We start from the raw sequence: 16,521 nt of genomic DNA, 5'->3' as shown, positions 1-16,521 counted from the left end.
TTAAATATAAGAAGAGTGTACCCGATGAGTGACGAATCTCCCGTTTTCGAAAAGATCCCCGTGGGCGCCGGTGAGCTATTTACCCTGCGGGTAGATAACATAAATGATTTCAACGGCATAAACGTAGTCCCTCATTTTCATATGATGGACGAGCTGATGTGGTTCAGAGAGTCAGAGGGCAGCTATTCGATTGGTGACGAGAAATTTACGGTAAAAAACAATACCCTGATTTTCGTCCCCGCCTTAGTGATCCATGAAATGACGCTCCCGGCCGCCGCCAGCCACAAGCGTTATCTTATGCAATTCGAAAAAGAGTGGCTCGAGGGATACGACCTGTCGCTCCCCGCCGCCCACTGCGGCGCGGTCGCTTACCTTTCCGGCGAGGAAGCCGAGCGCCTGGAGCTGCTGCTAAGCTGGTGCGGTGAGTTCAGCGACTTCTCCGATTCACTGTTTCGCTCCCTGATGCAAAGCGTGCTGCTGCATGCTTTTAATAGCCTTAAAGATTCTGTCCCCATTACCGAACGAACCAACCATCGCTACCTCAGCGAGCTTATTGAACTGCTTCAATCCATTGATGAAAATGAAAATTTTGAAATGACGACCGAAGAAGCTGCCCGCCGCTGCCGGTGGTCAAAATCCTGGTTTTCCCGCACCTTTAAATCCGCCTTTGGAATCAGCTTCAAGAAATTTATGCTGCTGCGCAAACTCAATATCGCTATCAACCTGCTGACCAATACCGACCTGAAGATCAGCGATATCTCGCAAAGCGCCGGCTTCACCGACAGCGCCTACTTCTGCCTCAAGTTTAAAGAGATGATGAACGATACCCCGCAATCTTTCCGGCACAAAGTCAGAAGTACTGCTGCCGTGGGCAGTCGGGCGGACAAATAACTCTTTTTTGTGAGCAACATCACCGGATAAGTAGACGTTTATTATATAAACAGAAACAATCTATATATCTCCTGGGCTGTCGTCTATTTACAATTATCGCTATATTTTGCGCATTAAGGGTAAATACGATGATTCAGAATCCTGTGTTTAGAGGTTTTAATCCTGACCCCAGTATATGTCGGCGCGGCGATGATTATTATGTAGCGGTCTCTTCCTTTGAATGGTTTCCCGGCCTGCCGATTTACCATTCGAGAGATCTTAAACATTGGCAATTACTCACCCACGTTCTTACCGATGATAATAATCCGGATTTAAAAAAGCTGCCCTCCGCCAAAGGTATTTGGGCACCGAGCCTGACCTGGTGTGAAGAGGAAAATTTATTCTACGTTATTTATGGCGTGATGAATTCCATGAATTCGCGATATTTCGATGTAGATAACTATCTTATTACCGCCAGTGAAATCACCGGCCCGTGGAGTGAGCCGGTTTATCTCCACTCTGCCGGGTTCGATGCTTCTATCCTGCACGACAGCGACGGTAAAAAATGGATCGTTTCACTGGAGTGGGAAACCCGCGAAGGTTACGAAAAACCGGGCGCCATTTGCCTGGTGGAGTATTCGCCGCAAAGGCAACGCGTTGTCGGCTATCCGCAGCGAATCTGGCGCGGCGGTACCGATCGCGGCTGTATTGAAGCACCGCATTTGACGCGCCGCGGCGATTATTACTACCTGATGGTCGCCGAAGGCGGCACCGGCTACGGCCATGCGGTCACCATGGCGCGCGCAACGCAGGTCGCCGGCCCCTATGAAGGCGATCCGCAAAACCCCATCGTCACCGCCTGGCCGGAGAATTTTAACGAGCGCCACGACGCAGGCCATCTCAAACCACACTACTTCAATCCGCAAACCTATCTGCAAAAAGCCGGGCACGGCAGCTACGTCGAGACCCCGACGGGCGAAGTCTGGTTAACCCACCTTTGCAGCAGACCCTTCCGCCAGGAGCTGCGCTGCCCGCTAGGCCGCGAGACGGCGATACAAAAGATGATATGGAGCGATGATGGCTGGCTGCGGCTGGCGGCCGGGGGAAACCTCGCTCAGCACCAGGTGGAAGAGTCGAATCTGCCTTCTCAGCCGTTTCCGGCTAAACCAGACAGGGATGATTTTGATGGGCAAACGCTGGATAACGCCTTCTATGCGCCGCGGATCCGCTTTCAGCGCTTTACCAGCCTTGAACGTAAAGCGGGCTACCTTGCCTTACGCGGTCAGGAGTCGCTGAGCTCGCTGAATAAAGTTAGCCTGCTGGCGAAAAAGCTCACCTCGGTATACGCCACTATCGTCACGAAGATGGATTTCAGCCCGGAGATTTATCAGCACAGCGCTGGCCTGGTGCTCTACTACGACAACATGAACTATCTGTTTTTGCATAAAACCTGGGATGAAGCTTCCGGCGCAGCGCAGCTGGCCATCATTTATATGGATAACGGCGAGCGTCACGACGACCCGCAGAAAATCCTCCTTGCGACGGGGGAAGTCTATCTGGCGATGGCTATTAACGGCCGGGAGATACGGTGCTCGTGGTCCGTCGATGGCGAAAAATACCAACACATCGGCGCGGTCTACGACACCTCACGTTTTTCCGATGAATATAGCCGCTACGGCGAGTTTACCGGCGCGTTTGTCGGCATGGCCTGCGTGGATAGCATGCTGCATCGTAAAGAGGCGCTGTTTGACTTCTTTAGCTACCGGGCGGTAGAAGACGCGATAATCGAGTAACGCTGCCTTCTGGCATCCTGCCCGCGCGGGGTGCTAGAATCCCCGGCTGTTGTCGCTGAATGACCCAAACAGGCCGCATGAGCACTTTAACCTATCTCCAGGGCTACCCTGAATCCCTGCTGGCGCAGGTCACCGCGTTAATCAAACAGAACCGTCTCGGCGAAGTGCTGAAAAAGCGCTATCCGCAGGGTCACGATATCAACAACGATAAAGCGCTGTATCAGTACACCCAGGATCTGAAGTCACGCTATCTGCGCGGCGCGGCGCCGATCAACAAGGTGATGTACGACAACAAGATCCACGTGCTCAACAACGCGCTCGGCCTGCATACCGCCATCTCCCGCGTTCAGGGCGGCAAGCTGAAGGCTAAAGCCGAAATTCGCGTCGCCACCGTCTTTCGCGATGCGCCGGAGGATTTTCTGCGGATGATCGTGGTGCACGAGCTGGCGCACCTGAAGGAAAAAGAGCACAACAAGGCGTTCTATCAGCTGTGCTGCCATATGGAGCCGCAGTACCATCAGCTGGAGTTTGATACCCGCCTGTGGCTGACCCAGCTTTCGTTAGAGCGTTCTGCGCCATAGCGCACTGGTTTTGTCATGATGGCGTGCTACAGTGACGAAAAGTCCCTTTTACGGAGTTCGTCAACGTTTATGATACGTTTCGCAGTTGTTGGCACAAACTGGATAACCAAGCAGTTTGTCGATGCCGCCCATGAAACCGGCAAATATAAACTCACCGCCATCTACTCCCGCAGCCTTGAGCAAGCTCAGGCCTTCGCCAGCGATTATCCCGTCGAACACCTGTTTACTTCGCTGGAAGATTTAGCGCAGAGCCCTGACGTTGACGCGGTCTATATCGCCAGCCCTAACTCGCTGCACTTTCCGCAAACCCGCCTGTTTCTGCGCCATAAAAAGCACGTCATTTGCGAAAAACCGCTGGCCTCGAACCTGCAGGAAGTCGAAGCCGCGATGAAAACGGCGCGGGAAAATAACGTGGTCCTCTTCGAAGCGTTCAAAACCGCCAGCCTGCCAAACTTCCTGCTGCTTAAACAGTCGTTTGACAAGATCGGCAAGCTGCGCAAAGCCTTTATTAACTACTGCCAGTACTCTTCCCGCTATCAGCGCTATCTCGATGGCGAAAATCCCAATACTTTCAATCCGGCCTTCTCTAACGGCTCGATCATGGACATCGGCTTTTACTGCCTGGCCTCCGCGGTGGCGCTGTGGGGCGAGCCTCGCGCGGTGCACGCCAGCGCCAGCCTGCTGGAAAGCGGCGTCGATGGTCAGGGCACGGTCGTTCTGAGCTACGGTGATTTTGATGTCACCCTGCACCACTCGAAGGTAAGCGATTCCGCCATCCCGAGCGAAATCCAGGGTGAAACCGGCGCGTTGGTGATCGAAAAAATCTCCGAATGCCAGAAAGTCTGCTTCGTGCCGCGCGGCGGCAAATCTCAGGATCTCACCCAGCCGCAGCATATCAATACTATGCTGTATGAAGCGGAGGAGTTCGCTCGTCTGGTCGAAGCCAACGAGGTGGCTCATCCGGGTCTGGAAGTGAGCCGCATCACGGCGAAGCTGCTGAGCGAAATTCGTCGCCAGACCGGCGTGGTCTTCCCGGCGGATAGTCAACCCGTGGCGTAAAGCTGTGTAAATGGTCCGTCGGCCTCCATTGACGCCATTTATAACCTGTAATACTTTGTTACGCGCAAAGGGGAGTAACTTCCTTGCCGGCCGATCGTCATTACGATGCGTGAAAAACCGCATCCGGTCGCCGGGCAACAGATTCTTGTTGTAAGTGAGACCTTGCCGGAAGGCGAGGTCTATGCATAAAAGCGCAGCGGCTGCCGTCTTCCGACGTCAGCCGTTTTGTTTTTATGTAAGGAATATCGTAATGAATACTGTCGGCACACCGTTGTTATGGGGCGGATTCGCAGTGGTCGTGGTCATCATGTTGGCTATCGATCTGCTGCTGCAGGGACGGCGTGGTGCGCATAGCATGACCATGAGGCAGGCCGCTGGCTGGTCAATTCTCTGGGTTACCCTCTCGCTGCTGTTTAACGCCGCTTTCTGGTGGTATCTGGTGCAGACCGAAGGTCGCGCCGTGGCCGACCCGCAAGCGCTGGCGTTCCTCACCGGCTATCTGATCGAGAAAGCGCTGGCGGTGGATAACGTCTTCGTCTGGCTGATGCTGTTCAGCTACTTTGCCGTTCCGCCTGCGCTACAGCGCAGAGTGCTGGTTTACGGCGTACTGGGCGCGATCGTACTGCGAACGATCATGATCTTCGCCGGCAGCTGGCTGATTTCCCAGTTCGAGTGGCTGCTCTACGTCTTCGGCGCGTTCCTGCTGTTTACCGGCGTGAAGATGGCGCTGGCGAAAGAGGATGATTCCGGCATCGGCGACAAACCGCTGGTGCGCTGGATCCGTAATCATCTGCGCATGACGGATAAAATCGAGGGTGAGCGCTTCTTTACCCGCCAAAACGGCGTGCTCTACGCGACGCCGCTGCTGCTGGTGCTGATCCTGGTTGAGCTGAGCGACGTTATCTTTGCTGTGGACAGTATTCCCGCCATCTTCGCCGTGACCACCGATCCGTTTATCGTGCTGACCTCGAACCTGTTCGCGATTCTCGGCCTGCGCGCCATGTATTTCCTGCTGGCGGGCGTCGCGGAGCGCTTCTCAATGCTGAAGTATGGCCTGTCGGTGATTCTGGTATTTATCGGCATCAAAATGCTGATCGTCGATTTTTACCATATTCCCATCGGCATTTCGCTGGGCGTGGTTGGCGGAATTCTGACGTTGACGCTGCTTATCAATGCCTGGGTTAATAAGCAGCACGATAAGAAAAAGCAGCTGCAGTAAGGCCTGAACGGCCGGGTGAAGACCCTTTTCATCCGGCCAGCAACTTTCTCCGCGTATTATTCTTACTCATGTCACAAAATAGTTAATATACAGTTAAAAAATAAGATCTCAGCGCAGGTAACAGCATTTTACCCTTCCCCAATAGCGTTCTTTCCGTATACTCAACCAGGCAAACATTTATTTACATCCGGACATAAACGTGACCAATAATACGTCGCCGGGACGGACAGCAACATCACTGGAAGGAATGAAGCATGGCAACACAATCACCCCGCTCGACCCTGCTGCGGCGGCTGGCTCAGGGTAGCCTGGTCAAACAAATTTTAATCGGTCTGGTGCTCGGCGTACTGCTGGCGACGGTCTCAAAACCGGCCGCCGTGGCGGTTGGGCTGCTGGGCACGCTGTTTGTCGGCGCGCTGAAAGCGGTAGCGCCGGTGCTGGTGCTGATGCTGGTCATGGCCTCCATCGCCAACCACCAGCAGGGGCAAAAAACCAGTATTCGCCCGATCCTGTTCCTCTATCTGCTGGGGACATTCGCCGCCGCGTTAACCGCGGTAGTGTTTAGCTTTATCTTCCCGTCTACGCTGCACCTGAACGCCGCGGCAGAGAGCATCACTCCGCCATCGGGTATCGTCGAAGTCCTGCGCGGGCTGCTGATGAGCATGGTTTCCAACCCGATAGACGCGCTGCTGAACGCCAACTATATCGGGATTCTGGTGTGGGCCGTCGGTTTAGGATTCGCGCTGCGCCACGGTAATGAAACCACCAAAAACCTGATTAATGACGTTTCTCACGCGGTGACCTTTATCGTTAAAGTGGTGATTCGCTTCGCGCCGCTGGGCATCTTCGGCCTCGTCGCCTCGACGCTGGCGACCACCGGTTTTGAGACCCTCTGGGGTTATGCCCAACTGCTGCTGGTACTGGTTGGCTGCATGCTGCTGGTGGCGCTGGTGATTAACCCGCTGCTGGTGTTCTGGAAAATCCGCCGTAACCCCTACCCGCTGGTGCTGCTCTGCCTGCGCGAAAGCGGCGTTTACGCCTTCTTCACCCGTAGCTCCGCCGCCAATATCCCGGTGAATATGGCGCTGAGTGAAAAGCTGAACCTGGACCGCGATACCTACTCGGTTTCCATTCCGCTGGGCGCCACCATCAATATGGCCGGCGCGGCGATTACCATTACGGTACTCACCCTGGCGGCCGTGCATACGCTGAATGTTCCGGTAGATCTGCCGACCGCGCTGCTGCTGAGCGTCGTCGCTTCGCTGTGCGCCTGCGGCGCTTCCGGCGTGGCGGGCGGTTCGCTGCTGCTGATCCCGCTGGCCTGTAACATGTTCGGCATTCCGAACGATGTGGCCATGCAGGTGGTCGCCGTGGGCTTTATTATCGGCGTATTGCAGGACTCCTGCGAAACCGCGCTGAACTCCTCCACCGACGTTCTGTTTACCGCCGCCGCCTGTATCGCCGAAGACGAACAGATTGCCAAAAACGCCCTGCGCAACTGATTCCTTCCCCCTCCGCTAACGCGCGGAGGGGGTCTCTCCCTGTACCGCCTTTTCGACTTTAAACGGGTCGATTCCCCGCTTTTGCATCCGCCGGAAACGGATGATGTTCATACCGTTCATCAACAGGAAGCTGCCTTCAATCAGGGTGCCGCCGATCGAGCCCAGCCAGAAGTTGTGGATTACCCAGCAGGCGGTCGCGCACCACATGACGCAGCGGACGGTTAACCCCGAGCAGCGAAAGAGCGCCCAGGTGCTGGCCAGCGTGCCAATAATCGGCAGCAGCTCCATAGCATGCTGCAGCTTCGCCAGCCCCAGTACCAGCGTGAGTACGATAAACAGGGCCATCACCCACATCCTGCGGGTACGCATGGAGACCAGGGTGCGGACGGTATTCAGCTCGGCGCTCATTCCCGCCGGCCACGCGCCCATTAAAAAGAAATGCACGCCAATGGTGGCGCTATAGACAGCCAGCTGCAGCTTAAAGCGGCGCTCATCGCGGTTGAAAAAAGTCGTAATCCCGATCAGAAAGGCGATAACGCCGACGCCCTGGGCAAGCCAATACGCGGTCATGAAAAGTCCTTATAAAACAAAACGGCGCATCATTATCTGAAACGCCGCTTTTAAAAACGAGTGTCACGCTATTACCTGTGCCTGTTTATCAGGCCTACAACGTCACGCCGCTTTTAAATATCGCCAGCTCGCGGAAATCATTCCGCTCATTACAGGTCTGCTTACCGTTAGCGAAGTCCACAATGGTATCGACGAACTCCTCCAGCAGCTGCGGCATCGCTTTACCGTGAATCAGCTGACCGGCATCGAAGTCGATCCAGTGCTTTTTCTTCGCCGCCAGTTCGCTGTTGGTGGCAATTTTCACCGTCGGCACGAAACCGCCGTACGGCGTGCCGCGCCCGGTACTGAAGAGCACCATATGGCAGCCCGCGCCGGCCAGCGCGCTGGTCGCTACCGCGTCGTTGCCCGGGGCGCTCAGCAGGTTAAGACCGTGAACTTTCAGCCGCTCGCCGTAGCGCAGGACGTCAACCACCTGGCTGGAGCCCGCTTTCTGCGTGCAGCCCAACGATTTATCCTCAAGCGTAGTGATACCGCCCGCCTTGTTGCCCGGCGACGGATTCTCGTAAATCGGCTGGTCATGGGCGATAAAGTACTGCTTGAAATCATTGACCATCGTCACCAGCTTGCCGAAGGTCTCTTCGTCGCGACAGTGGCTCATCAGCAGCTGCTCGGCGCCGAACATTTCCGGCACTTCGGTCAGGACTGTGGTGCCGCCGTTGGCAATCAGATAATCCGAGAAGCGGCCCAGCATCGGATTAGCGGTGATGCCGGACAGACCGTCAGAACCGCCGCACTCGAGACCAAACTTCAGTTCGCTCAGCTTACCCGGCTCGCGCTTGTCATGGCGCATCACGTCATATAGCTGACGTAGATGCTCCAGCCCGGCTTCTACTTCATCATCCTGGTGCTGACAGATCATAAAGTGAACGCGCTCAGGGTCGAATTCACCCAGCGTTTCGCGGAAGGCGTCGACCTGATTGTTTTCGCAGCCCAGACCGACCACCAGTACCGCCCCGGCGTTCGGGTGACGCACCATGTTTTGCAGCATAGTGCGGGTGTTAATGTGATCGTCCCCGAGCTGCGAGCAGCCGTAGGTGTGGCTGAAAAGGTGAACGCCGTCGATACCTTCCGCGTCGTTGGTTTCCTTCAGAAAACGGTTCTGCATCTGGCGCGCCATGGCGTTGACGCAGCCGACGGTCGGCAGGATCCACAGCTCGTTGCGCACCCCGACTTCGCCGTTAGCGCGACGATAAATCTGGATGTCGCGATCCGCCGGCTGTGCGGCGGGCTCGCTAAGATCCGGTTGATAGCTATACGCGTCGAGATCGCTCAGGTTAGTACGCGTATTGTGGGAGTGAATATGTTCCCCCGGCGCAATATCCGCCAGCGCATGTCCTATCGGCAGACCATACTTAATGACGTTGTCTCCTTTCGCAATCCCGCGCAGCGTAAACTTATGCCCGCGCGCAATATCCTGAGCCAACGTGACCGTATCGCCGTCAATGGTGACTACCGTGCCTGCCGCCATATCCGCCAACGCTACCGCGACGTTATCGTGCGAATGGATTTTAATGTATTGCATATCAACCGACCTCTGGTCTTAGTTCAGTTCAATGGCGAAGTAGTCACGCGCATTGTTAAAGCAAATGTTTTTCACCATCTCGCCCAGCAGCTGAATGTCCGCCGGGGCTTCTCCCGCTTCAACCCAGCGGCCAATCATCTGGCACAGGATGCGGCGGAAGTATTCATGACGGGTGTAGGAGAGGAAGCTGCGGCTATCGGTCAGCATGCCGACAAAGCGGCTCAGCAGGCCAAGCTGCGCCAGTTGGGTCATCTGACGTTCCATACCGTCTTTCTGATCGTTAAACCACCAGCCGGAACCGAACTGCATCTTGCCCGGCATGCCTTCGCCCTGGAAGTTGCCGATCATGGTGCCCAGCACTTCGTTATCGCGCGGATTCAGGCAGTAGAGGATGGTTTTTGGCAGCAGGTTTTCTTCGTTCTGCTTGCTGAGCAGTTTGGACAGCTCTTCCGCCATCGGACGGTCGTTGATGGAGTCAAAACCCACATCCGGCCCTAACAGCTTGAACTGACGCAGGTTGTTATTGCGCAGCGCGCCGATGTGATACTGCTGTACCCATCCGCGGCGGGCATATTCCGCGCCGAGGAACACCAGAACCGCGGTTTTGAACTGCGCGACTTCATGCTCGCTGAGAGCTTCACCGGCCAGACGGCGCGCCAGGATGCTATCCAGTTCGCTTTCGTTGGCTTCCGCGAACAGCACCACGTCCAGCGCGTGGTCAGAAACTTTACAGCCGTGAGCGGCAAAGTGATCCAGACGTTTGGTCAGCGCGGACTGGAGATCGGCAAAGCGGCGGATATCGGTGTCAGACACGTCGCCCAGCTTCGCCATGTAGTCGTTGAAAGTTGCCTGCTCAATGTTGAACGCTTTGTCCGGGCGCCAGCTCGGCAGCACCTTGACGGAGAATGAGCTGTCTTTCGCGACGGAGGCGTGATGCTCCAGCGAATCGACCGGATCGTCGGTGGTGCCGACCATTTTCACGTTCATCTGCTGCATGATGCCGCGAGCGGAGAAGCTCTCCTGCGCCAGCAGATCGTTGCACTGATTCCAGATTTCATCCGCCGTTGCCGGCGAGAGCACCTTACCTGTAATACCAAAAGGGCGGCGCAGCTCAAGATGGGTCCAGTGGTATAACGGGTTGCCGATGGTATGCGGTACGGTGGCCGCCCAGGCGTCAAATTTCTCGCGATCGGAGGCGTCGCCGGTACACAGACGCTCGGCTACGCCGTTGGTGCGCATCGCGCGCCACTTGTAGTGATCGCCTTTCAGCCAGATGTCATACAGATTTTTGAAGCGATAATTCTCGGCAATCTGCTGCGGCGGCAGGTGGCAGTGATAGTCGAAAATCGGCTGGTCTTTCGCGTAATCGTGGTACAGGCGGCGGGCAAACTCAGTATCAAGCAGGAAATCTTCGGTCATAAACGGTGTCATTTTCGTGTCCTCTTCGCCCCCGGAGGAGCCCATCAGATGATTGACTATAATGCTGACAAAGTTATCACACCAATTTCTACAGACCGAAGTATTTTTCGTGAGTTAGATCAATAAACGACGACAAAAAAAGTACCATCAAAGGAGTAAAATCCCCGCTAAAGCGCGCCAGCTCTGGCCTTTGTCGCAAGAATGAATGCCCACACAAACTTTCCCACTTTTGTGACGTCACTCAACTTTTGAAGTTGTATGACAAGTTATCTTGCTGCCGTCGAAACATATAAACCGACGGAATGCATTACCGACGAACAATCACGTCGGATTTACCGGTATGGACACCGAATTTAGACACAACAGTTGATGGCAAGGTTCGGGCCATACGAGGTTTCCTCTCCTGAACCCTCCGTTTCACCTTCTTCGCCTCAGTGACTGGGCTGGAAGATAGCCGCACCCGCTGCGGATATATAACAAACGATGAGGTTTACATGCGTAAAATTAAAGGGTTACGTTGGTACATGATCGCGCTGGTGACGTTAGGCACCGTGCTGGGGTACCTGACGCGTAACACTGTGGCGGCAGCTGCGCCGACTCTGATGGAAGAGTTACACATCTCCACCCAACAGTATTCCTATATCATCGCGGCCTATTCCGCTGCCTATACCGTTATGCAGCCCGTCGCCGGCTACGTGCTGGACGTGTTAGGCACTAAAATCGGCTATGCCTTCTTTGCTATCGCCTGGGCGGTGTTCTGCGGCTCTACGGCGCTGGCGGGAAGCTGGGGCGGACTGGCGCTGGCGCGCGGCGCGGTGGGTGCCGCCGAAGCGGCCATGATCCCTGCGGGTCTGAAAGCCAGCTCCGAATGGTTCCCGGCAAAAGAGCGTTCTATCGCCGTGGGTTACTTCAACGTCGGCTCCTCCATCGGCGCCATGATTGCCCCGCCGCTGGTGGTTTGGGCTATCGTGATGCACAGCTGGCAGATGGCGTTTATCATCTCCGGCGTTCTGAGCTTTGCCTGGGCGATGGCGTGGCTGGTTTTCTACAAACACCCGCGCGATCAGAAAAAATTAACGGAAGAAGAACGCAACTATATTATCGGTGGCCAGGAATCCCATCATCAGACCAACAACGGTAAGAAAATGTCTCCGTGGCAGATTCTGCGCAACCGTCAGTTCTGGGGTATCGCCCTGCCGCGTTTCCTTGCCGAGCCGGCGTGGGGGACCTTCAACGCCTGGATCCCGCTATTCATGTTTAAAGTCTACGGCTTTAACCTGAAAGAGATTGCGATGTTTGCGTGGATGCCGATGCTGTTTGCCGACCTCGGCTGCATCGTTGGGGGCTATCTGCCGCCGCTGTTCCAGCGCTGGTTTGGCGTTAACCTGATCGTTTCGCGTAAAATGGTGGTGACCATGGGCGCGCTGCTGATGATTGGCCCAGGGATGATCGGTCTGTTCACCAGCCCGTTTGTCGCCATCGCCCTGCTGTGCGTCGGCGGCTTTGCTCACCAGGCGCTGTCCGGCGCGTTAATTACCCTCTCTTCCGACGTATTTGGGCGTAACGAAGTGGCGACGGCGAACGGCATGACCGGCATGGCCGCATGGCTGGCGAGCACTATGTTCGCCCTGGTGGTCGGCGCGCTGGCGGATACAATCGGCTTTAGCCCGCTGTTCGCCGTGCTGGCGGTTTTCGATGTGCTGGGCGCCGTAGTTATCTGGACGGTACTGAAAAATAAATCAGCGGATGACGACAGTACGCCGCTGGAAACGAGTAAACCCGCCACGCAAAGCTAAACGCAGGCGAGTTGCCCCCATCCGAAGCCGCCTTGATACAGGCGGCTTTTTCGTCTGTTTTTATGGTGAGAAGCGCGTAAAAGTGGTATAACAAATCCAATATTGTCGCCATCTCCCGGGAGCGAATATGGAAATCACTGAATCGCGTCGTCTGTATCAGCAGCTTGCCGCTGAGCTTAAGTCGCGCATTGAACAAGGCGTCTACCTTGTGGGCGATAAGCTACCCGCAGAGCGGTTTATCGCTGACGAAAAAAGCGTGAGTCGTACCGTGGTTCGCGAAGCCATCATTATGCTGGAAGTTGAAGGCTACGTTGAGGTTCGCAAAGGCTCCGGCATCCACGTCATCTCCAATCATCCAAAACATCAGCAAATTGCCGATGAATCGCTGGAATTCGCCAATTATGGTCCTTTTGAGCTGTTGCAGGCCCGCCAGCTGATAGAAAGCAATATTGCCGAATTCGCGGCGACTCAGGTGACCAAGCAGGACATCATGAAGCTGATGGAGATCCAGGAAAATGCGCGTAAAGAGAAGTGCTTTCGCGATTCCGAATGGGATCTTCAGTTCCATGTCCAGGTGGCGCTGGCGACGCAAAACACCGCGTTAGCCGCCATCGTAGAAAAAATGTGGACCCAGCGCGTGCATAACCCGTACTGGAAAAAACTGCACGACCATATCGACTCGCGTACCGTCGATAACTGGTGCGACGATCATGACCAAATTCTTAAGGCGCTGATTCGCAAAGATCCGCATGCGGCGAAGCTGGCCATGTGGCAGCATCTGGAAAATACCAAGCTGATGTTGTTCAACGAAACCAGCGATGACTTTGAATTTAACGCCGATCGCTACCTGTTTGCCGATAATCCGGTGGTTCACCTCGATACGGCCGCCAACGGCGTAAAATAGACGCTTATCCCCATACCGGGCAGCGATTCCTTCACTGCCCGCAACGCCCTCAGGGTAAGCAAAGCATATATAGTGTCAGCCTGTGTAAATACACTCGCCACCCTCCTTCGCAATCAGCAAAATCAGAATGCAACAAACTGCAATTTCTCTGACGTAAAGTCAGCGGGTTTGTTACAATTAGATGCATTTTGTCGTTCTGAGAGTTAGCTTTGGCTTACTTCACTTTTAAACAGGGAACCGTTCAGAGCGCAGCAGCGACCCTAATCTAATAAAAAGCTATGTCGCCGTGCATATACCGCGTTCAGACGTGCCGTTAACCGATGTACCAGGAATCGTGAATGGAACTATTAACCCAATTATTGAATGCCTTGTGGGCTCAGGATTACGAAACTCTCGCTAATCCATCCATGATTGGCATGTTGTACTTTGTCTTATTTATGATTTTGTTCCTTGAGAACGGTTTACTGCCTGCCGCCTTTTTGCCCGGCGATAGCCTGCTGGTGCTGGTCGGCGTCCTGATCGCTAAAGGCGCGATGGGCTTTCCGGAAACGCTGCTGCTGCTTACCGCTGCGGCAAGTCTCGGCTGCTGGCTAAGCTATATTCAGGGCCGCTGGCTGGGTAATACGCGAATCGTACAAAACTGGCTATCGCACCTTCCCTCACACTACCACCAGCGCGCGCATCATCTGTTCCATAAGCACGGGCTTTCCGCGCTGCTGATTGGCCGCTTTATCGCCTTCGTTCGTACGCTGCTGCCGACCATCGCCGGGCTATCCGGCCTGAGCAGCGCACGCTTCCAGTTTTTTAACTGGATGAGCGGTCTGCTGTGGGTCCTGATTCTGACCTCCCTGGGGTACCTGCTGGGAAAAACGCCGGTATTCCTGAAGTATGAAGATCAGCTGATGTCCTGCCTGATGCTGCTGCCCGTCGCGCTGCTGGTATTTGGCCTGATTGGTTCGCTGATTGTCCTGTGGAAGAAAAAATACAGAAGCCGGGGCTAACAATGGCGATGCAACGATCCTCTCTGCGTCAGATAAGCTGGGTGCTGGGCGGTTCGCTACTCCTGTGCGGCCTGTTCTGGCTCTGGCTCACCGTGCAACAGCAGGAGTCGACCCTGGCTATTCGTCCCGTCAGCCAGGGTATCAGCATGCCGGACGGGTTTTCCGTCTGGCATCATCTCGACGCTAACGGCATCCGCTTTAAAAGCATTACGCCGCAGAATGACGGCTTGATCATCAAGTTTGACTCCAGCGCTCAGGGCGCCGCGGCAAAAGAAGTTTTGGGCCGCGCCCTGCCGCATGGCTATATTATCGCTTTACTGGAAGATGATGATTCGCCTACCGCCTGGATTTCGCGCCTGCGCGATACCCCGCACAGATTCGGATAATGCACGAAAATTCCGAATATTTTCACCCTGTTTGGTGATTTCCCGTTTTACTTACTATCATTAAGTCTGCGGGAGTCACCAGGCTCACGTTAATCAACTGGATAGGGTATATCCTTCAGATATTCCCTCACACAATGGAAGGTCGTATCCATGAAACACCGCATTGCTTTGATCCTGGTTCTGTCTTCACTGAGCGCCAGCGCCTTTGCCATCTCCCCTTGTCAGGAAAAAGAACAAGATATTCAGCGGGAGATAAGCTACGCCGAAAAACATCATAACCAGCACCGTATTGATGGTCTGAAACGGGCGCTTAGCGAAGTGCAGGCAAACTGTAGCGACAGCCAGCTCAAAGCCGATCACCAGAAAAAAATCGCCAAACAGCAGGCAGAAATAAGCGAACGCCAGAATGACCTGCGCGAAGCCGAACAGAAAGGCGATGCTGATAAAATCAGCAAGCGTCAACGTAAACTTGATGAAGCGCAGCAAGAGCTGAAAGCGCTACAGTCTCGCGAGTACTAATCGATTAAGCAAGACCAATATGGACCACTTTCACAGGAGATAAAACATGGCTAAAGATAACGTTGCAGAAGACCTGCGTGCGGAACTGAAAACGCTGGCTGATACCCTGGAAGAAGTGCTGAACTCCTCCACGGATAAGTCGAAAGAAGAGATTGGTAAACTGCGTAGTAAAGCCGAAAGCGCGCTGAAAGAGAGCCGCGTTCGCCTGGGTGAAACCAGCGACGCCATTGTGAAGCAAACGCGCGAAACCGCTGCGCGTGCGGATGAATACGTCCGTGAAAACCCGTGGACCGGCGTAGGAATTGGTGCTGCCGTCGGGCTGGTGCTGGGTGTCCTGCTGACGCGTCGTTGATTATGGCGAATTCTCAAAGCACGCAAGGGCCGGGGCAAAGCGTTTTCGGCATTGGCCAGCGGATAGTCACCCTGCTGGTCGAAATGGTCGAAACGCGTCTGCGCCTCGTCGTCGTGGAGCTGGAAGAGGAGAAAGCCAATCTCTTCCAGCTATTCCTGATGCTCGGGCTGACGCTGCTGTTAGCCGCGTTCGGCCTGATGAGCCTGTTAGTCCTCATCATCTGGGCCGTCGATGCGCAATATCGGTTAAACGTGATGATCGCCACCACCGTGATTCTGCTGCTGGCGGCGCTCATTGGCGGGATCTGGACGTTACGCAAAGCGCGTCGTTCGACGTTCCTGCGCCTGACGCGCCAGGAGCTGGCTAATGACCGGGCATTGCTGGAGGATGACAAGTCATGAGCCGCGACCAGCAGGAACGCGAACGGCAAAAGGCGCTTTTGCTACGTCAAATCCAACAGCAGCGGCTGGATCTCAACGCCAGCCGCCGCCGCTGGCTTGAGGCGACCGCGCCAATCGACCGTGGCTGGAACACCCTGCTCAACCTGCGTTCATGGGCAATGGTCGGCAGCGGCCTCGTCGCGGTATGGTCCGTTCGCCATCCGCGCTTTTTGCTCCGCTGGACAAAACGCAGCCTCGGTATCTGGAGCACCTGGCGTATGGCCCGCAAGCTGTTGCAGCAGACCGCATCGCGCTAAGGCTGATTTCTCACGTCCGGGTTATGTCAGCCGGGTCAGGCGCCAGCCGCCGCCCGGCATCAATATCGTCGTACTGTCCCATCAGATTTGCCCTTCTGCTCGCCGCCCTAATCACTCTCCCGCTGCGCCGCTATATCACCCTTTCTATTCATTTCGTTTATCAATAATTGCTCAGAAACTTTGAAAAAGAACTACAGTTTTCCTTGCTAACAATCACATCTCATCCTCGCTAATATCCTCTCCATCGACAGCAAGCCCGCGTAACTACGCA

At 55.0% G+C, this 16,521-nt stretch carries 17 protein-coding genes; 14 read left to right on the top strand and 3 right to left on the bottom strand.

The genetic code is table 11. The features are described from left to right. Positions 1 to 24 precede the first annotated feature (24 nt). The 6 genes from ACE3MN_RS03175 (at position 25) to sstT (ending at position 7,024) form a co-directional block, all read left to right on the top strand. The gene (locus ACE3MN_RS03175; protein ID WP_049103222.1) at positions 25 to 891 is read left to right on the top strand and encodes an AraC family transcriptional regulator; all 867 of its coding nucleotides are present in this window, start codon (positions 25 to 27) and stop codon (positions 889 to 891) included. Between the two features lie 128 nt (positions 892 to 1,019). Further along, positions 1,020 to 2,663: a glycoside hydrolase family 43 protein gene (locus tag ACE3MN_RS03170; protein WP_049131872.1), complete on the top strand. Its 1,644-nt coding sequence runs from the start codon at positions 1,020 to 1,022 to the stop codon at positions 2,661 to 2,663. A gap of 77 nt (positions 2,664 to 2,740) precedes the next feature. Then, positions 2,741 to 3,244, top strand: coding sequence for a M48 family metallopeptidase (locus ACE3MN_RS03165; RefSeq protein WP_004135921.1), 504 nt, complete (start codon positions 2,741 to 2,743; stop codon positions 3,242 to 3,244). 69 nt (positions 3,245 to 3,313) lie between these two features. Continuing rightward, positions 3,314 to 4,303, top strand: a complete 990-nt coding sequence (locus ACE3MN_RS03160) for a Gfo/Idh/MocA family protein (RefSeq protein ID WP_049131873.1) — start codon at positions 3,314 to 3,316, stop codon at positions 4,301 to 4,303. Between the two features lie 250 nt (positions 4,304 to 4,553). After that, a complete protein-coding gene (locus ACE3MN_RS03155; RefSeq protein WP_024358714.1) occupies positions 4,554 to 5,522 on the top strand; it encodes a TerC family protein in 969 nt (322 codons plus the stop codon). Between the two features lie 254 nt (positions 5,523 to 5,776). Continuing rightward, a complete protein-coding gene (gene sstT, locus ACE3MN_RS03150; protein ID WP_024358715.1) occupies positions 5,777 to 7,024 on the top strand; it encodes a serine/threonine transporter SstT in 1,248 nt (415 codons plus the stop codon). 15 nt (positions 7,025 to 7,039) lie between these two features. Here sstT and ACE3MN_RS03145 read toward each other — a convergent pair whose 3' ends face one another. The 3 genes from ACE3MN_RS03145 to uxaC form a co-directional block, all read right to left on the bottom strand. Continuing rightward, complete coding sequence (locus ACE3MN_RS03145; protein ID WP_004135916.1) at positions 7,040 to 7,594, bottom strand: YgjV family protein; 555 nt, start codon at positions 7,592 to 7,594, stop codon at positions 7,040 to 7,042. Positions 7,595 to 7,688: 94 nt separating this feature from the next. Then, positions 7,689 to 9,176: a UxaA family hydrolase gene (locus ACE3MN_RS03140; protein WP_064411709.1), complete on the bottom strand. Its 1,488-nt coding sequence runs from the start codon at positions 9,174 to 9,176 to the stop codon at positions 7,689 to 7,691. Positions 9,177 to 9,194: 18 nt separating this feature from the next. Beyond that, positions 9,195 to 10,607 (bottom strand): glucuronate isomerase, encoded by a 1,413-nt coding sequence (uxaC, locus tag ACE3MN_RS03135; RefSeq protein ID WP_004135913.1) that lies wholly within the window; start codon positions 10,605 to 10,607, stop codon positions 9,195 to 9,197. Between the two features lie 482 nt (positions 10,608 to 11,089). Here uxaC and ACE3MN_RS03130 point away from each other — a divergent pair, with 482 nt between their 5' ends. The 8 genes from ACE3MN_RS03130 to ACE3MN_RS03095 all read left to right on the top strand — a co-directional run bounded on the left by ACE3MN_RS03130 (position 11,090) and on the right by ACE3MN_RS03095 (position 16,250). Then, the gene (locus tag ACE3MN_RS03130) at positions 11,090 to 12,391 is read left to right on the top strand and encodes an MFS transporter (protein ID WP_004135911.1); all 1,302 of its coding nucleotides are present in this window, start codon (positions 11,090 to 11,092) and stop codon (positions 12,389 to 12,391) included. Positions 12,392 to 12,518: 127 nt separating this feature from the next. Then, the gene (exuR, locus tag ACE3MN_RS03125) at positions 12,519 to 13,295 is read left to right on the top strand and encodes a transcriptional regulator ExuR (protein ID WP_004135908.1); all 777 of its coding nucleotides are present in this window, start codon (positions 12,519 to 12,521) and stop codon (positions 13,293 to 13,295) included. Positions 13,296 to 13,633: 338 nt separating this feature from the next. Next, positions 13,634 to 14,296 carry a DedA family general envelope maintenance protein YqjA gene (gene yqjA / locus ACE3MN_RS03120; RefSeq protein WP_004125499.1) on the top strand — a complete coding sequence of 221 codons (663 nt, stop codon included), beginning with the start codon at positions 13,634 to 13,636 and terminating at the stop codon, positions 14,294 to 14,296. Positions 14,297 to 14,304: 8 nt separating this feature from the next. Then, positions 14,305 to 14,682 carry an EnvZ/OmpR regulon moderator MzrA gene (gene mzrA, locus ACE3MN_RS03115; RefSeq protein WP_162626098.1) on the top strand — a complete coding sequence of 126 codons (378 nt, stop codon included), beginning with the start codon at positions 14,305 to 14,307 and terminating at the stop codon, positions 14,680 to 14,682. Between the two features lie 150 nt (positions 14,683 to 14,832). Continuing rightward, positions 14,833 to 15,201 carry a DUF1090 domain-containing protein gene (locus ACE3MN_RS03110; protein WP_004125504.1) on the top strand — a complete coding sequence of 123 codons (369 nt, stop codon included), beginning with the start codon at positions 14,833 to 14,835 and terminating at the stop codon, positions 15,199 to 15,201. Positions 15,202 to 15,247: 46 nt separating this feature from the next. After that, positions 15,248 to 15,553 carry a YqjD family protein gene (locus ACE3MN_RS03105; RefSeq protein WP_004125506.1) on the top strand — a complete coding sequence of 102 codons (306 nt, stop codon included), beginning with the start codon at positions 15,248 to 15,250 and terminating at the stop codon, positions 15,551 to 15,553. 2 nt (positions 15,554 to 15,555) lie between these two features. Beyond that, the gene (locus ACE3MN_RS03100) at positions 15,556 to 15,954 is read left to right on the top strand and encodes a phage holin family protein (RefSeq protein ID WP_102650079.1); all 399 of its coding nucleotides are present in this window, start codon (positions 15,556 to 15,558) and stop codon (positions 15,952 to 15,954) included. Then, positions 15,951 to 16,250, top strand: a complete 300-nt coding sequence (locus ACE3MN_RS03095) for a YqjK-like family protein (RefSeq protein WP_004135905.1) — start codon at positions 15,951 to 15,953, stop codon at positions 16,248 to 16,250. The genes ACE3MN_RS03100 and ACE3MN_RS03095 overlap by 4 nt, the downstream gene beginning before the upstream one ends. The last annotated feature ends 271 nt before the right edge of the window (positions 16,251 to 16,521 follow it).

Origin of the sequence: Klebsiella grimontii, from assembly GCF_042137965.1 — a bacterium.
Taxonomy (GTDB): domain Bacteria; phylum Pseudomonadota; class Gammaproteobacteria; order Enterobacterales; family Enterobacteriaceae; genus Klebsiella; species Klebsiella grimontii.
The sequence above is the reverse complement of the archived record's forward strand: the minus strand, read 5'-3'. Positions and strand labels throughout refer to the sequence as shown.

What these genes read in the sequence shown, in the direction of transcription:
- ACE3MN_RS03110 (WP_004125504.1), top strand. Translation starts at nt 14,833, where the DNA reads ATGAAACACCGCATTGCTTTGATCCTGGTTCTGTCTTCACTGAGCGCC.
- ACE3MN_RS03165 (WP_004135921.1), top strand. Translation starts at nt 2,741, where the DNA reads ATGAGCACTTTAACCTATCTCCAGGGCTACCCTGAATCCCTGCTGGCG.
- ACE3MN_RS03160 (WP_049131873.1), top strand. Translation starts at nt 3,314, where the DNA reads ATGATACGTTTCGCAGTTGTTGGCACAAACTGGATAACCAAGCAGTTT.
- uxaC (WP_004135913.1), bottom strand. Translation starts at nt 10,607, where the DNA reads ATGACACCGTTTATGACCGAAGATTTCCTGCTTGATACTGAGTTTGCC.
- ACE3MN_RS03140 (WP_064411709.1), bottom strand. Translation starts at nt 9,176, where the DNA reads ATGCAATACATTAAAATCCATTCGCACGATAACGTCGCGGTAGCGTTG.
- ACE3MN_RS03175 (WP_049103222.1), top strand. Translation starts at nt 25, where the DNA reads ATGAGTGACGAATCTCCCGTTTTCGAAAAGATCCCCGTGGGCGCCGGT.
- ACE3MN_RS03130 (WP_004135911.1), top strand. Translation starts at nt 11,090, where the DNA reads ATGCGTAAAATTAAAGGGTTACGTTGGTACATGATCGCGCTGGTGACG.
- ACE3MN_RS03095 (WP_004135905.1), top strand. Translation starts at nt 15,951, where the DNA reads ATGAGCCGCGACCAGCAGGAACGCGAACGGCAAAAGGCGCTTTTGCTA.
- ACE3MN_RS03100 (WP_102650079.1), top strand. Translation starts at nt 15,556, where the DNA reads ATGGCGAATTCTCAAAGCACGCAAGGGCCGGGGCAAAGCGTTTTCGGC.
- ACE3MN_RS03145 (WP_004135916.1), bottom strand. Translation starts at nt 7,594, where the DNA reads ATGACCGCGTATTGGCTTGCCCAGGGCGTCGGCGTTATCGCCTTTCTG.
- sstT (WP_024358715.1), top strand. Translation starts at nt 5,777, where the DNA reads ATGGCAACACAATCACCCCGCTCGACCCTGCTGCGGCGGCTGGCTCAG.
- ACE3MN_RS03170 (WP_049131872.1), top strand. Translation starts at nt 1,020, where the DNA reads ATGATTCAGAATCCTGTGTTTAGAGGTTTTAATCCTGACCCCAGTATA.
- yqjA (WP_004125499.1), top strand. Translation starts at nt 13,634, where the DNA reads ATGGAACTATTAACCCAATTATTGAATGCCTTGTGGGCTCAGGATTAC.
- exuR (WP_004135908.1), top strand. Translation starts at nt 12,519, where the DNA reads ATGGAAATCACTGAATCGCGTCGTCTGTATCAGCAGCTTGCCGCTGAG.
- ACE3MN_RS03155 (WP_024358714.1), top strand. Translation starts at nt 4,554, where the DNA reads ATGAATACTGTCGGCACACCGTTGTTATGGGGCGGATTCGCAGTGGTC.
- ACE3MN_RS03105 (WP_004125506.1), top strand. Translation starts at nt 15,248, where the DNA reads ATGGCTAAAGATAACGTTGCAGAAGACCTGCGTGCGGAACTGAAAACG.
- mzrA (WP_162626098.1), top strand. Translation starts at nt 14,305, where the DNA reads ATGCAACGATCCTCTCTGCGTCAGATAAGCTGGGTGCTGGGCGGTTCG.